Here is a 14,577-nt window from a genome sequence, read left to right as displayed (position 1 = left end):
TGTTGGGTTAAGTCCCGCAACGAGCGCAACCCTCATCCTTAGTTGCTCGTCCGCAAGGAAAGCACCCTAAGGGAACTGCCGGTGATAAACCGGAGGAAGGTGGGGATGACGTCAAGTCATCATGGCCTTTATGTCCAGGGCAACACACGTGCTACAATGGCCGGTACAAAGCGTCGCGAACCCGCGAGGGGGAGCTAATCGCACAAAGCCGGCCTCAGTTCGGATTGCAGTCTGCAACTCGACTGCATGAAGCTGGAATCGCTAGTAATCGCGTATCAGAACGACGCGGTGAATACGTTCCCGGGCCTTGTACACACCGCCCGTCACATCACGAAAGTGGGTTGTACTAGAAGTCGTGATCCCAACCGCAAGGAGGGTAGCGCCCAAGGTATGACTCATGATTGGGGTGAAGTCGTAACAAGGTAGCTGTAGGAGAACCTGTGGCTGGATCACCTCCTTTCTAAGAGAGAACCGGTTCCCGGATCCCGCATTGCGGGATAGGCCGGGAACACACCGCTCAGTGGCGTGGCTGCTCAACTCAGTTGTCAAAGGGTTTTTGATTCCGAAATTTCAAATTTGAGATCTCAAAAGGCCGCGAGCCATCGCGGCCTTTTTGTGCTATATTGGGCGTTTTGAAGGGGAGTAATGCATGAGCATCGTGCGGGCGTTGGCAAATGCTGAGAACGGAAGAGCTTATCTAAAATTAGTAAACGGCTCAGAGAACAAAGTAACCGTCGAAAGCATAATTATCACCTCTGAATTGGCGAGCGGCCGGGGCGAGTTCGTTTCTATCCAAGCAATTTCACTCGAGCCCGGGGAAAGCGCTCAAGTGGAAGTCACTGCCGACCTTCTCGATTGGCTAAACACAATCAATTCTAGTTCTGCCCGGCTTAGGATTCAGCTTTCTCTGAACCCCGAGCCACCTTCCCAGCCAGCACCGGGATTATACTGGGCCGAAAGGGTCCTGCAAGGGATCGCCCGGTTTGAGAGTGCGAGTTAGACCGCGGTTACAGCACCACCAAGGCGGAGTGATTAATGGAGTGCCCTCGCTGTAAATTAATCAATCCCGGCACGGCACAACGGTGCGATTGTGGTTACGACTTCGGAAAAAAGACTGTCAAAAATCCATACGTAATAGCAAAGCCTCCGTACAGCCTTTATCTCTACGGGGCCGTTACGGGGGGCTGGTTTAGTGCCCTCGCACTCTTCGCGGTAGGCGGCGACGGGCCGTGGCGGAGTATAGGGTTCATTTTATGGGTGGCGATTTTGTTCCCCCTTTACTATGAGATCGTCTTCCGAAAGAAGTTCTGGGCAAGAACCCTTTTGGCCGTCATAACCATGCCCTGGGGGATATGGCTGCTGACTTCTCAGGAGCTAAGAGTTTTCCTCCTCCAACCGACGATTGGGAAAGACACTCACAAATCCTGAATCAACCGAGGCCGCCAGCAACGGCGGCCTTTTTGCTTCTGCGCTCACACTTGGCCGGTGATTGACACAGTTGATCTGCCGTGGCAAGCTTCCTGTAAATGAAGGTTCGCGAGGTAGTTCGGATACTGATAGAAGACGGATGGTATTTATCGAGAACCAAGGGGAGTCATCAGCAGTACAAGCATCCAACGAAGAAGGGACTCGTGACGGTCCCGGGAAGCGGCAACGACGATCTCGCGCCGGGAACGTTGAACAGCATTATGAAGCAGGCAGGACTTAAACGATGAAAAAGTTTCTGATTGTTATCGAAGAAACGGGCACCGGATACTCCGCGTATTCTCCCGATTTGCCAGGCTGTGTCTCAACCGGCCACACGAGGGACGAAGTCGAGCGCAACATGCGCGAAGCCATCGAGTTTCACCTGGAGGGGATGCGGCTTGAAGGCATGGAAGTCCCCGAACCGCACACCTATTCCGCTTATTTTGAAATTCCCGCATAGGCTCCAGCTTTTGCTTTTCCTATGAATTCTATGATGCAAGAAGAGCGTATAATAACGCTGTCGCGCAGACGACCCAACAATTTTCACCGGAGCCGACGTGGCTGCACAGTCCTTCCCCAAAACCCTTTGCTTTCTGTTCCTGGCGATTTTCCTATTCCACGCAGCGGATATTCGGGCGAGCGATCCTCTGCATACCGCCATCAACGGTCCCTGCCGAATGGCCTTTGATGCAGCAGGCAACCTGTACGTCAACGAGGAGTACGGCAATCGCATTCTGCGCATCGACTGGAAAAGGAAGGACGTAGAGGTGGCGGCCGGGAATGGTAAACAATGTTGCTTTAAGGAGAATGAGCAGGCGCGGGATGTGTCGGTTTACCGCGTTTATAGTCTCGCGCTCGACCCGCAGGGCAATCTGTACCTCGGTGGCCGGAACAAAACCAACGATGCCTTCCTCCACGTGGTTGATCACTCCACGGGGCGCATCCGGTCGCTTGCCAATGGCCGCGAGCCCATTTCCCCGGACGGTGCGCCGGCAATGGACGCGGACCTTTCTGACCCGCTGGGGATGGTGGCCTTCAGGAACGGTTCGCTGCTGGTTTCAGCAAGCACATTCTATGAAATCGTCGAACTGGAAGAGGACGCCGTCACCTTTGCCGGCAATCGTGAGAAAGGATTTTCAGGAGACGGCGGACCGGCGCTCGACGCCAGTTTCGGCGGGCCGGCATCGCTCGCTCTCGACGCCGGCGAAAACCTGTTTGTTGCCGATACTCAGAACCACCGCATCCGGCGCATTGATCTCAAGACCCGGGTAATCAGTACCGTGGCGGGCAATGGAACTGCGATCCCGTCCGGCGACGGGGGCCCTGCGCTAAGCGCTGGCATCGGCGATCTTTTGGACATCGCTGCGGACGCTCAGGGGAATCTTCTCTTCATCGAGAACAATGCCTATACCGTCCGCCGGGTTGACGCCCGCACCGGGCAGATTGCTGTATATGCAGGGACGGCCTTCGAAGGATACAGCGGCGACGGCGGCCCGGCAGCGAAGTCCAAAATTGATGCCTGCGGCATTGCGCTGGACCCTGCCGGGAATCTCTATATTGCTGACAAAGTTCACAATCGCATCCGGCGCGTCAATGCCCGCACAAATATCATTACCACCGTCGCCGGAAACGGCCATCCCAAACGCAAAGTTGTGAATGAATAGGGCGGGATGGTGGTGCATCGTCTTCAAAATTGCTGTTCATCCTCCCGCCCTGAGAGGCAATCGGAGCTACTGCGAGATAACCATTTGCGACGAATCGCTCAACGTCATGTGATAGGTCCTGAAAAAAGGCGACATGCACTGAAAATTATCGCTGACCTGGATTCGGACACTGCTGCCCGGCGCATGGCTGGGACTCCAGGAGGTCGAGACGGTAAGGGTGTTGGGGTCAATACCCTGCGGCGCCAGTGACTTTACATAGCCTTCGATTTCAGCGGCCGTCGCGGGGTCGGTGCTGCTTGACCCGCGCACCATCGCGTATCGGGTTGCTTCACAGGCTGCGTTGCTCACAAAATGGTAGGTGTACAGGGCGCGCCCAAAATCCATGACCCCGAACACGAACATGAAGAACACCACGATCACCAGACCAAATTCCACCAGGGCTGTGCCCACGTCATTCCATCTGTTGGACAGACTTTCCTTGATCTCTTTACTTTTCACGACAATCCCCCTCCAGTTATTTTTTTGAAGTTCACATACCAACGTTTCGATTTCACCATGTGCGGCACGTCCCCACGAGCCGGACACGGGTCTTCCATCCTGCTACTGACTTACCCGCATGATCTTCTCTCCCTTCACCGTGAACGACCTTGGAAATCCGGGATAGGAGAACACGCTATTCATCTGCGTCTGAGTGTTGACTTTGACGTATTCGATAATCCGGCTATTCGAGCAGTCGGTCGGCTGGCAGGTTGAGCTTGAACCGTTCGCGCAGGTGCAGTAGTGGCCTGGGGTGACGGTCAGGTGCGCAATATTTGGAGCATCAGCTTTTGCAGCCTGAATGATCAGTGCATCACTCGAGGCGGTGACCCTGTTCTGTGCGGCATACTGAACTCCGGCGTTTGCCGCATGGCTTACCACAATGCACGTGTTCGCATACCGGCCGATTTCCGTGATGCCCACCAACAGGGCAATTGCCACCGGAAGCAGTACGGCGAGCTCCACCTGGGCCTGGCCGGATACTGATTTGATACCCGGCCGGCGCCCCAAAATCCGATTTCGAAACCAAGACTTACCCTCAACTTCGTTCCTCATCCTTAGATTCCCCCTCCGTTTGAACTATTCTGACAAAATTGCGCTGTGGACCGGCGATGACCCGCCCGGCAGCACCTGATATGTGTCGTTAATAACGGTTGTGTTCGAGATCTTCACCGTATTGGCAATCAGGATGGTGTAGAGTGCGCTCGTACTGCTTCCGGCGTACGTAAGGTTCGTGGTCGGGAAGTAAAGCGTGCCCTGGATGTCTGTTCCGCTGCCGCCGGCGATGTTGCTGTCAGCGCCGGACGAGGGGGACGTCATCGATCGGTCCTGGAAAAACAGGATGGAAGCATAGGTGCCCGTCGATGGAGCGATTAACTGGCTTCTAGTCCCGCCCGTGATCGAGATGCCCTTAAAAGTGCTGGACGTTCCGGTAATGTAGAAAGTGACTCCACTGGCATGAACGTTTGCGCCGCCACTGACGTTCATCCCGCCGCCATTGATAATGTAGGTGCCGGGACTGAAGGTGACGTCTGTCGAACCGCCTTTGATGCTGATGCCTCCGCAGTAGACGCCTTGATAGAGCGTTTGTGAACCGCCGCTGATTGATACGCCGCTCGGGTAGTCGCAGGCCCCGACCGTGGGCGGTTGCAGGTAGGCCAGTGGATCACTGAATCCAGCGATACCGCTGACCGGTGTGGGCGACGGCAGGCAGGAAGAGTTGTTCTTGAATGCTCCCACGACGCCGATATACGTTGCCGAAAGGCATCCGCTTCCGTTCTGCACCAGAGCTGCGGTCGAGTTGCTGGAATTATCCAGGATGCCGCACTGCGAGGTCAGGTCGGAGTTCCCGTTCACTGAAAAAGCACTGGAAACGCTGGGGTTCAGCGCGTAAATGCAGGCGCCCGAAATCCCGGAGTAAGCCACGGCGCGCGTTCTGACCATTTCCGATTCAACTCCGAGGAGCTTCATGAAAAAGGTCGGCTGGCTTTGGGCAATGAGCACTTCCACATAGCTCGCATTGCCCTGGCGTGGACCGCTGGTCGGCGGATTGTTGACCGTGATGGTGGTCCCATTCACACCATCTGTAAATCCATTGCTCGACGCATCAGTCTGCGCCGCGGCAGTAACGTCTGCATAACCCACTTCAGCAGCGCCGGCCAGAGCTGCGCTGTCAGTCGCGGCCTGCATCTGCCGCTTCATGAAACGGAGATATCCCATGTCGATGGCAAGTCCCGTAAACCCGCACAGGACGATCATCGAAAGCGCCATCAAAAGCAGGGCTTGGCCTGCTTCATTCCTGGATCGTTTCATTTCCCCCTCCCATTGACAATCCCTGGCCTTTTCCCCAGTACGGCCAAGGGATTCGTGAGTACTAAAGCCTCAGTTACCTTCTGATTTTGGTCCTGGGCACCTTAACCATCCAGAACTAAATCGTGCTGCGCTGCCTCGTTGCATTCTGCGATGCATGGCAGGGAAGCATTAGAGCACTGTAATATATAACTATGAGATTGTCAACTCATCAGTGACGTCTATCTGTGAGTAATGTAGGTAAGTTTATTAACCCTAAATGGATATACATCTGGGCGTTAATGGGAGTGATGGAACTACAGTTCGCCGGTTTCTGGAACGAAAGTTCCATGGAAAATGGTCTGATGAGTTAATCGCCAGTTGCGGACCGTTGACCGCTCGTCTTAACTGGCCGGGAATATGCCTCCGGTGGTTTCCCTGAGCTGCGGCAATAGCTAAGATACTCTCCTTCGAAGCGCTGGAATTCGATTGTAAAGTTAACGGGTCCTGCCGCAAGATGCCCACCGGCTGGCCGGGATCTTTTGAGTTTAACCAGACGACCGGGCGTTGTCGTATAATGTCCTGGTTACTGAGGGGGTGGGGATTCGAGGTGGGAGGCGCCACAGAGCGCACATGCCGACACAACCGCCTGTTCTGCTACTCCTGGTCATCTTCTTGCGGGCCTCTCAAGCGCCATGGCGGGGCCTCATTCATTCGGCAATCGATAATTTATAGCCCGGGCTTGGCGCCCGGGGAAATAATCTTCCGGACGCTGGCACCGGTGCAGGTGGCGTATGGCTGAGAAAGTGGTAAAAAAGGGAAGATACGGCTTGCTGCTCGCGTTCCTGGTCCTGGGAATGGCAGGCACTATTCCGGCATTTCCTCAAAACTCCCCGCCTCCGACTTCGTCAGGCGCCGTTTCTGCCCCACAAGTAATTCAGTTCCTGAATCAGACCCTCAAGTGGTATCGACACCTGTCCGCCGAACAGCGGATCGCATCCGAGCCAGATGACCAGATGGTGGTTTACAACAACCGGCAGATTGCTGAGCAGGTGGTTCGGCTGGCTTTCGGCTTTGCCCGCGCCCAGGCAGATGTGCTCGCAAAGGCGGCGCCTTCCAATCAGGCTGAGAGCGCAGGCGCACCCGACACGCACTACCAGGCGCTTCATGCGATGCAGACAAACCTTGACAAGCTCCTTCAGGACACGCAGGCAGAGTTGGACTCGAATCAGCAAAAGCTGGCGACGGCAACGGGGAGAAGTCGTCGCGACCTTGAATCTCAGGTATCGGAATTGCAGGGGGAAGTGAAGCTTTTCACAGCGCGCCGTGATGCCGTTCGCAGCATGGTCGATTTTGTAAGCGGAACCAGCGCCAATAGCCTTGGCGCCGGGGGCCTGCGGGCGCAAATTGAGACCCTCGCTGCTTCCGTCCCGGAAACAGCTTCCAATCCCGCAACTGCCAGCCGCTCGGGTGCCGCGTCTTTGAGCCCCCTTCCGCCCACAGGCGCCACATCGGCTTCCGGCAGGTCGGACGTTTTCGGCATGTGGGACCTGGCGGGTGATATTTTTACTCAAATTCAAAAGATCCACACCATTGATTCCATCGTCGGGCAAACTGACGCTCTTACTCAGGCTGTGAATAATTTGCGTGCTCCAATGGTCACACAGCTCAAAGAGATGTCCAAACAGGGAGACGTACTTGCTGCCCAGGCTGATACGGCGGGTCCGGCTCAACTTGCCCAGGAAAGAGAACAGCTCGATAATCTCGCCGCAAAGTTCAAACAGGCGACATCGGCCGCCATTCCATTGAGCAAGATGGACGTCTTGCTCGGTCTCTACAGCCGGGGCCTTACACGCTGGCGTGACGCAATGGATAGCCGCAATTCGGCCGATTGGAAGAGCCTGGGAGTGCGGGTGGGGTTTCTGGTTCTGATCCTTGGGGTAGCAATCGCGGCGGCGGAAGTTTGGCGGCGGGCAGTGTACAGGTACGTCCATGATCCGCGTCAAAGACACCAGTTCCTGTTTCTGCGAAGGTTCGTTCTGTGGCTCGTGATTGCAATGATCATTGTTTTCACCTTTGCCGGCAGGCTCGCATCGGTTCTCACCTTTGCTGGACTGCTGACCGCCGGCGTGGCCGTGGCTCTGCAGAGCGTCATTCTCTCGGTGGTGGGCTATTTCTTCCTTATCGGGAAATTTGGCATTCGTGTTGGCGACCGCGTTCAAATCGGCGGAGTCACTGGCGAGGTAATCGATGTCGGGCTTGTCCGGCTTCATCTCATGGAGCTGGGGGGCAGCGGGTTCGGCGCGCCTACGGGGCGAGTGGTCGCGTTCTCGAATTCTATAGTGTTTCAGCCTTCGGCAGGCCTCTTCAAACAGATTCCGGGCACGAGCTTTATCTGGCATGAGGTCGCGATCACGGTGCCTCGGGGCGCTGATTTCGCTTTGGTAAAGGAGAGGCTGCTTGGGGCCGTTACCGGCGTCCTGTCGGACTATCGCCCGGAATTGGAGCGACAGTATCGCGAAATGCAAAGAACTGTTTACTCCGCCCCAGCAGACGGTCTGCGCCCGAAGATTCAACTCCACATATTGCCATCCTCAATTGAGGCCGTGATTCGCTTTCCGGTGGACCTGCGGCGTGATGCCGAAATTGATGAGCGGGTATCTCATGCCTTACTCGATGCCTTGGAAAGCGATCCTGGGCTAAAGCCACCGGGCTCGGAGACTCCCGCCATCCGCCTCCGGACCAATCTCTCGGCCGCTGATGCGGCGGGTTAGAGCAGCCTCAAGACTTCAGATTGACGATTGCGGCCCTTTGGCAGGCGGAAGGGAGAACCTGTCCATTGCAGGCTTCTGCCCAGGGAGGATAGAAATGCCGTCGAATTTGGAGCGGAATAACTACGGGAACCAGAGATACCCTCGGCGTGGACACTTCCACCCCGAGTCTCTACACCGGGCAGAAGACTTCCTGCGCCAGGGAATCAGCATTTGGACCGCGGCGGCGGGCTTACTTGCACGCTGCGATTTTTTCCTCAAGGTAGCCGAGAGCAGCTTCGAGCGAAGTGCGGTAATTCGGATGCGTTGCCGCTGCAAGCTCCTGCTGGACACGGGAGCGCGAAAGCTCAAGGCTTTCCCGGTCCCGTTGCCTTTGCTGCTGTTCGGGTGATGACTGAGGTAATTCTGATTCTTTTGATTCCGTGATATCCATTTGTTCTTCTACTGCCTTGCTAGTCCAACCTCTTGCCATAACATCTTAGTATGCCACAAAAAGAGCAATTTGAGGATGATGTTCACGGGTCGGTACTGGTTCAGTTTGACTGGGAATACAGGTTTCCATATTTTTCCGGTCTTGGGGGTGTCGCATGACATCCTCTAACCCAAAGCAGAATTTGATATACTCCAGCCCGCAATTTAGTAAGCAGCAGACAAAAAGAGAACCAAGGCCACAGGGGGCAAAGGCTATGACTATTGCGGCTGGTTTTAGGTGCGTGGACGGTGTTGTGCTATGCACTGATAGTGAATACTCAGGGGGACAGTATCAAGCAAAGTCACCTGGACCGAAGATATTTCCTGTACACCCTCTTAATGGTCGGGCGTATATTGCGGGATCTGGGGATACGAGCTATCTCAGTTCTATTGCGGCGGAAATTATTGAGAAAATCGGAGAAAAAAGGGTACGGGCAGAGCGGGTGAAGGCTGTAGTCGGTGCTGCTGTGAGAGACATATTTAAGCGGGATATAATACCTCTACGCAAATCCGGCGATCCGAACCCGCCTACGGTGGACATTCTCTTAGCCATGCAGGTTGGAGAACCTGCAAAATTGTACAGGGTGAAAGAAACAGGACGCATTTCACCCGCGAACACGAATCCTGTGTGTAGTGGGATGGAGTCGGGAGAAGCAGCAATAAAGGCGATAGCGAGTATTCTATTTCAAGATGGTATTACGTCCATTTACACCATGCCCGCAATTGCCATGCATCTTATTATTTCCACCGGAGATCATGCCATGTACTGCGGGGGTGCCCCGCAAGTAGTTGGCGTGTCAGATCAAGGCGACTACTGGGAGCATATCTATCCATCTAGCCAGCCTGGAAAGAGTCCGCTATCTGATATGTTCTTATACTTGCCAAGCATACTCAACGCTATTGCTGACAGGGATGACGAAGCGTTAGAAATGTTTATCTCGGCGATGGATGATTCAATCAAAGGCATAAGGGATGTTAGAAAGAAGAATTCTCAAGCTAAATGGCTGAAAAAGAATCTCAGCAAATGGACTTGGTAGGATTTACTTCCCTTTCGGGTGTTTTTTGGATGACATCTTTGCTGCTTGTGGCTGACTCGGCCTAGGGGGCTTCAGCTTCGACCCAATAGCTCGCTCTACAGCAGCGTGGGCAAGTTGAGCGGAGTCGAGACTTTTACGGTACTTGGGTTTAATCATCGCGGGGCTTTCTAAACGACATCATTGTAGCATATTCGATGAACAAACTGAATAGAGAAAAACAGACCAGCGTCATCACCGCACTAGTGGAAGGGTGCTCTATAAACTCCACTTCGCGCATGACTGGAGTTGCCAAAAATACAATCTTGAAGCTACTGGCAAATGTCGGCCAAGCGGCAGATAGCTTCCAAGACCGAGCCATTAAGAATTTGCATTGCCGTCACATCCAGTGCGATGAGATATGGCAATTCTGCTATGCAAAACAGAAAAATGTCCCTAAAAAGTTCAAGGGACAGTTTGGGTACGGCGATGTCTGGACTTGGGTTGCTATTGATGCCGACACGAAGTTGGTAATCTCTTCCATGCTCGGCAACCGTGACTTGAAAACGGCGATTATCTTTATGGACGATCTAAAGAGTCGTTTGGCGAACCGTGTACAACTCACAACGGACGGCCTGCGACCTTACCTGGACGCGGTTGAGGGGGCTTTTGGGTCCGATATTGATTATGCACAACTAGTGAAACTTTACGGGGCAAGTCAGGAAGAAGTTCGCTACAGTCCAGCGGAGTGTATTGGATGTGAAAGCAAAATTATCCAAGGCACCCCCGATATGAAGTGCGTGTCTACCAGCTACGTCGAAAGGCAGAATCTCACTATGCGAATGAGCATGAGACGCTTCACCCGACTAACCAACGCTCACTCCAAGAAAGTAGAAAATATGATGTACGCAGTGTCGCTGTACTTCATGTACTACAATTTTGCCCGTATCCATGAAACGCTTAGATGCACTCCGGCAATGCAAGCTGGAATATCTGACTATGTTTGGTCAATACAAGAAATTGTAGGGCTGGCTGATCGTGATAAATCAAACTGAACCAGTACCCACGGGTCAGGCTCAACGGCGCCCCGATGGCGCACTTCGGTGCGGCGTTGCCGCTGAGCGTTGCCTGCCACGCTTCTCGATGTCCGCGCCGGATTGGTGCTGCCTGCTGGTCGACATCAGCCTGAAGCCGGCGCACGTCACCCTGTGTGTGGACAGCGGGAAACTGCCGGTTGCGGAGGACTGTTCATCACTTGTGTGGCAATTACCATCAGGCCGCGCGTCCGACCAGTGCGCCCCCATCGATGCCCTGGATTTCCACATCGAGCAGGGTGTTTGGAGAAACGCTTTCGCCCGGGAGAGACACTTGCAAGTAGTTGGTGGTCAGCGCGACGGGTGGGCCGTTCCCGGTTTTGTGAAGGACCACCGCGCTCAGAGTTTGCCCGATCTGAGCATCGACGAATTGGCTGTGTTTGGCTTCGATCAATGCCTTCAGTTCGCGGACGCGCTCGTGGATGCGCCGCCCGTCCACCTGCCCGGCGCGCGTTGCCGCGGCCGTCCCGGGGCGGGCCGAGTATGGGAAGATGTGGAGATAGGTGAAGGGCAGCGACTCGATGAACCGGCAGCTTTCGGCGTGGTCGGCCTCCGTCTCGCCCGGAAAACCCGCCATGACGTCAGCGCCGATTCCGCAATTGGGCATCCGCTCACGAATGGCAAGAATTCGATCGGCGTAATGGGTGGTCCAGTAGCGCCGGTTCATCAGCCGCAGGACCCGGTTGCAACCGCTTTGCAGCGGAACGTGGAAATGCTGGGCCATGCGCGGCTCAGCAGCCACGAGTGTTATCAGCCCTCGGCTGACATCCATCGGTTCAATCGAGCTGATCCGCAGCCGCCCGATTCCGGTTTCACGCAGGATGCGTTCCACGAGACCCCGAAAATCAATAGGGAAGCCAAGGTCGCGTCCGTAGCTGCCGAGGTTGATGCCTGATAGGACGATTTCCTTATAGCCGTTCCATTCCAACTCGCGGACCTGCTCGATGACCTGGCCGGGATCCATGCTGCGGCTCTCGCCGCGAACCTGCGGGATGACGCAAAACGCGCAGCAGGCGTTGCAGCCGTCCTGCACCTTTAGTGTCGGACGGGTGCGGTCCCCAGCAAATACCGGAGCGAAGTGGAAAGTGTCGCCAATTTCCCCCACCAGGACCAGCGGGTGGTTGGCGCCGTGTCCAACCGCAGATGACCCGGCACCGCCATCGCCGGAGAGGACCTGCACCAGCGTGTGCTTGTGGGAGTTACCGATCACCCAGGCGACGCCCGGTAACTTCGAGACTTCATCGGCAGCGCGCTGCGCGTAACATCCAGTCACGAGGATCCGGCAATCAGGGTTGGCCCTGTGAATGCGCCGGATCACCTGGCGCACTTCGGCGTCTGCAGCGGCGGTGACGGTACAGGTATTCAAGACCGCGATCTCGCTCGATTCCGACGCGGCCTCGCTGAACCCCTTCGCCATCAACTGCTGCTTGATCGATGCCCCGTCCGCATGGCTCGCCCTGCACCCGAAATTGATGAGGTGAAACGTGCTCATGAATACCTGATGTTATGCGAAGGTGAGGGTGTTCGTCAGCATGGCGTGCCTATTCCGAGAAGACGAAAAGGGGGGACTCTCGTCGAGCTTCGGTGGGAGGCTACTGGCTGGGGTTGCGGTGATCGAAAACCAGACGGCCGGCCTGAAGGCACACGACACCCGCCTGTGCCCAGCGATTACCCCTCCGCACGCCGCACATGATCCCTTCCGGAAAAATGAAGAGGCGGAAGTCTGCGATCAGATCAAGCCGGAGCTCCCGCGGCTCGACGCAGTTCGAAGCATTCCCTGCAATAGACGGGGCGCCCCTGAGTCGGCTTGAAAGGTACCGTTGTTTCCTTACCGCACTGCGAGCAAACGGTGCTGGTTTCCACACGCCGATGACCTTGCCCGTTCAGCAACTGGCTTCTTTTGGATTTGCAAGGCTTACAGCGTTTCGGCTCGTTCTTGAACCCCTTGTCCGCGAAGAAAAGTTGTTCACCTGCCGTGAAAACGAATTCCGCTCCGCAATCGATACACTTGAGGACCCGATCCCGGTATTCCATGAGTTGCCCCCCTGCCTGACCAGTCCCTCACCTGATCGTCCCTCGCTCCTAATCAGGATTTAGTCGTGGTCATGCCTGGCCTTTTTGCGGGCTCTCTTCCGCGCCAAGGCTGCTTTGACTCGCTTTTTCTCTCCTGGCTTCAGATAAAAGGAATGCTTTTTGATTTCCTTGATGATGTCCTCTTGCTGAACCTTTCGCTTGAAGCGGCGGAGGGCGCTTTCCAAAGACTCTCCCTCCTGAAGTCTAACTTCAGCCAATGACAAACACCCCCATTTCCTAGTGAAATAAAAGACACACTTTTCCTCTGGTTACCAGAATTCTCACCCAGTTACCGCACGGAAGTCAAGGCCATTTTTTGGGCAGACTGTTTTCTGGAGTCTCTGCGCGGGTCGCCTCGCCGGCGCCACGCCGGCCTCACAGCCCTCGTCTTGACCCTCGGACCGCCATATGCTACGGTCAGATTCACTATCGATCATGGGTTCCGGCAGTGCTCAATGGCAGTGACTCTTAAGGTAGACAAGGCGAACCTCGAAGACGCGCTGGAGCACTCCGCCGGGTTGATCCTTTCCGGCAAAGTTATCGCCTTCCCGACGGACACTTTTTACGGGCTGGGAGCAGATCCCTTTAATCTAGCCGCGATCACCGAAATTTTCAGGATCAAGCGCCGTTCTGCCGATCGGCCCATTCCGCTGTTGGTCGCGTCGCTCGACCAGGCAGCCGACCTGGTGGCCGACCCGCCGCAACTCTTTTTCACATTGGCGAAAAAATTCTGGCCGGGTCCGCTCACCCTGGTCGTTCGCGCGTCGTGCCTGATCCCCTTAAAGCTGACAGCAAACACGGGCTGCGTCGGCGTACGCTGGCCGCGCTTTCCGCTCGCAGAAGCCTTGATTGCAGCCGTGGGCCGACCCATTACGGGCACCAGCGCCAACCTGTCGGAGCATTCCGCCTGCACGACGGCGGGCGAGGTTGAGGAACAGGTTGGCGACTCGCTCCCGCTCATTCTGGACGGTGGCTCCACGACTGGAGACAATCCTTCAACGGTTGTGCAACTCCAGGGCGGGCGGGCCCGCATCCTGCGTCGCGGCGGCGTCAGCGAAGCAGATCTGGAAGAATTCCTTGCCTGAGTCTCCCTTGCGACTGCGCCATTGGATTTTCCTGATACTGATTGCCTCACTTGCCGGCGCTGCCTTGCTGGAAGTGTCGCTTTACGAGACCATCCGGCGCCAGGCCGCCAGCGATGAAGCGCAGCCGGCTGCGGCCATCGTGGTGTTCGGGGCGGCGGAATATAACGGGCGCCCTTCACCGGTTTATAAGGCCCGCCTGGATCGTGCTTTTTACCTGGAAGAGCATGGCTTCGCCCTGCTGGTCATTACCACCGGGGGCAGCGGTGGTGACCGCCGCTTTACGGAAGGCGGCGTAGGCCGGGACTACCTCATCCAGCAGGGAGTCGCCGCGCGCAAAATTGTGGAGGAGACCCGCAGCGAAACCACCTTCCAGACGGTGAAGGCGGTAGCGAAAATTCTGAAGGGCCGCGGGGAATCGACCTGCGTTGTGGTCAGCGACGGTTTTCATCTTTACCGGATCAAGCGGCTGTTTTCTTCCCTTGGCATCGCCGCCTACACCTCGCCCGCGCCCGCAAGTCCGATTGAGGCCGATCCCTTTGCGCGTGCCCTCTACTCGCTGAGGGAGGTGCTGATCCTCAACCTTTGGCACCTGGGTTTCCACGTCTAGCGGCCTC

General features: G+C 55.8%; 15 protein-coding genes and 1 rRNA gene. 9 read left to right on the top strand and 7 right to left on the bottom strand.

Translation table 11 applies throughout. The features are described 5' to 3' along the window. From VFQ24_01290 to VFQ24_01275, 4 genes are all read left to right on the top strand, one after another. Positions 1-460 (top strand): 16S ribosomal RNA (locus tag VFQ24_01290); the annotation flags it as partial. A 1,066-nt stretch (positions 461-1,526) separates the two neighbouring features. Beyond that, a complete protein-coding gene (locus VFQ24_01285; protein HET9176974.1) occupies positions 1,527-1,715 on the top strand; it encodes a type II toxin-antitoxin system HicA family toxin in 189 nt (62 codons plus the stop codon). Further along, positions 1,712-1,927 (top strand): type II toxin-antitoxin system HicB family antitoxin, encoded by a 216-nt coding sequence (locus VFQ24_01280; protein HET9176973.1) that lies wholly within the window; start codon positions 1,712-1,714, stop codon positions 1,925-1,927. The genes VFQ24_01285 and VFQ24_01280 overlap by 4 nt, the downstream gene beginning before the upstream one ends. Before the next feature lie 97 nt (positions 1,928-2,024). After that, positions 2,025-3,131: a hypothetical protein gene (locus tag VFQ24_01275; protein ID HET9176972.1), complete on the top strand. Its 1,107-nt coding sequence runs from the start codon at positions 2,025-2,027 to the stop codon at positions 3,129-3,131. A gap of 66 nt (positions 3,132-3,197) precedes the next feature. On the opposite strand, the gene VFQ24_01270 is transcribed toward VFQ24_01275, so the two are convergent. From VFQ24_01270 to VFQ24_01260, 3 genes are all read right to left on the bottom strand, one after another. Beyond that, a complete protein-coding gene (locus VFQ24_01270; protein ID HET9176971.1) occupies positions 3,198-3,629 on the bottom strand; it encodes a TadE/TadG family type IV pilus assembly protein in 432 nt (143 codons plus the stop codon). Between the two features lie 102 nt (positions 3,630-3,731). Continuing rightward, on the bottom strand, positions 3,732-4,223 hold the full coding sequence (locus VFQ24_01265; GenBank protein HET9176970.1) for a TadE family protein: 492 nt from the start codon (positions 4,221-4,223) through the stop codon (positions 3,732-3,734). A gap of 24 nt (positions 4,224-4,247) precedes the next feature. Then, the gene (locus tag VFQ24_01260) at positions 4,248-5,480 is read right to left on the bottom strand and encodes a pilus assembly protein TadG-related protein (protein ID HET9176969.1); all 1,233 of its coding nucleotides are present in this window, start codon (positions 5,478-5,480) and stop codon (positions 4,248-4,250) included. A 770-nt stretch (positions 5,481-6,250) separates the two neighbouring features. Between VFQ24_01260 and VFQ24_01255 the strand changes: the two genes are divergently transcribed. Next, positions 6,251-8,230, top strand: a complete 1,980-nt coding sequence (locus VFQ24_01255) for a mechanosensitive ion channel family protein (GenBank protein HET9176968.1) — start codon at positions 6,251-6,253, stop codon at positions 8,228-8,230. A 229-nt stretch (positions 8,231-8,459) separates the two neighbouring features. Here VFQ24_01255 and VFQ24_01250 read toward each other — a convergent pair whose 3' ends face one another. Continuing rightward, the gene (locus VFQ24_01250) at positions 8,460-8,660 is read right to left on the bottom strand and encodes a hypothetical protein (GenBank protein ID HET9176967.1); all 201 of its coding nucleotides are present in this window, start codon (positions 8,658-8,660) and stop codon (positions 8,460-8,462) included. Positions 8,661-8,814: 154 nt separating this feature from the next. Between VFQ24_01250 and VFQ24_01245 the strand changes: the two genes are divergently transcribed. Next, the gene (locus tag VFQ24_01245) at positions 8,815-9,735 is read left to right on the top strand and encodes a hypothetical protein (protein ID HET9176966.1); all 921 of its coding nucleotides are present in this window, start codon (positions 8,815-8,817) and stop codon (positions 9,733-9,735) included. A 194-nt stretch (positions 9,736-9,929) separates the two neighbouring features. After that, on the top strand, positions 9,930-10,766 hold the full coding sequence (locus VFQ24_01240; GenBank protein HET9176965.1) for an IS1 family transposase: 837 nt from the start codon (positions 9,930-9,932) through the stop codon (positions 10,764-10,766). Positions 10,767-10,983: 217 nt separating this feature from the next. Here the strand turns inward: VFQ24_01240 and mtaB are convergent, their stop codons facing one another. The 3 genes from mtaB to rpsU form a co-directional block, all read right to left on the bottom strand. Then, positions 10,984-12,297 (bottom strand): tRNA (N(6)-L-threonylcarbamoyladenosine(37)-C(2))-methylthiotransferase MtaB, encoded by a 1,314-nt coding sequence (gene mtaB, locus VFQ24_01235; protein ID HET9176964.1) that lies wholly within the window; start codon positions 12,295-12,297, stop codon positions 10,984-10,986. 242 nt (positions 12,298-12,539) lie between these two features. Next, a complete protein-coding gene (locus tag VFQ24_01230; protein HET9176963.1) occupies positions 12,540-12,839 on the bottom strand; it encodes a zinc-ribbon domain containing protein in 300 nt (99 codons plus the stop codon). 59 nt (positions 12,840-12,898) lie between these two features. Continuing rightward, entirely contained in the window at positions 12,899-13,096 is a 198-nt protein-coding gene (gene rpsU, locus VFQ24_01225) for a 30S ribosomal protein S21 (GenBank protein HET9176962.1), read from the bottom strand. 237 nt (positions 13,097-13,333) lie between these two features. Here rpsU and VFQ24_01220 point away from each other — a divergent pair, with 237 nt between their 5' ends. Both VFQ24_01220 and VFQ24_01215 read left to right on the top strand, forming a co-directional pair. Then, positions 13,334-13,963 (top strand): L-threonylcarbamoyladenylate synthase, encoded by a 630-nt coding sequence (locus VFQ24_01220; protein HET9176961.1) that lies wholly within the window; start codon positions 13,334-13,336, stop codon positions 13,961-13,963. Next, positions 13,956-14,570 (top strand): YdcF family protein, encoded by a 615-nt coding sequence (locus VFQ24_01215; GenBank protein ID HET9176960.1) that lies wholly within the window; start codon positions 13,956-13,958, stop codon positions 14,568-14,570. Before VFQ24_01220 ends, VFQ24_01215 begins: the two co-directional genes overlap by 8 nt. Positions 14,571-14,577 lie beyond the last annotated feature (7 nt).

Source organism: Terriglobia bacterium (genome assembly GCA_035712365.1).
Classification (GTDB): domain Bacteria; phylum Acidobacteriota; class Terriglobia; order UBA7540; family UBA7540; genus SCRD01.
This window is presented reverse-complemented; position numbering and strand designations above follow the sequence as displayed.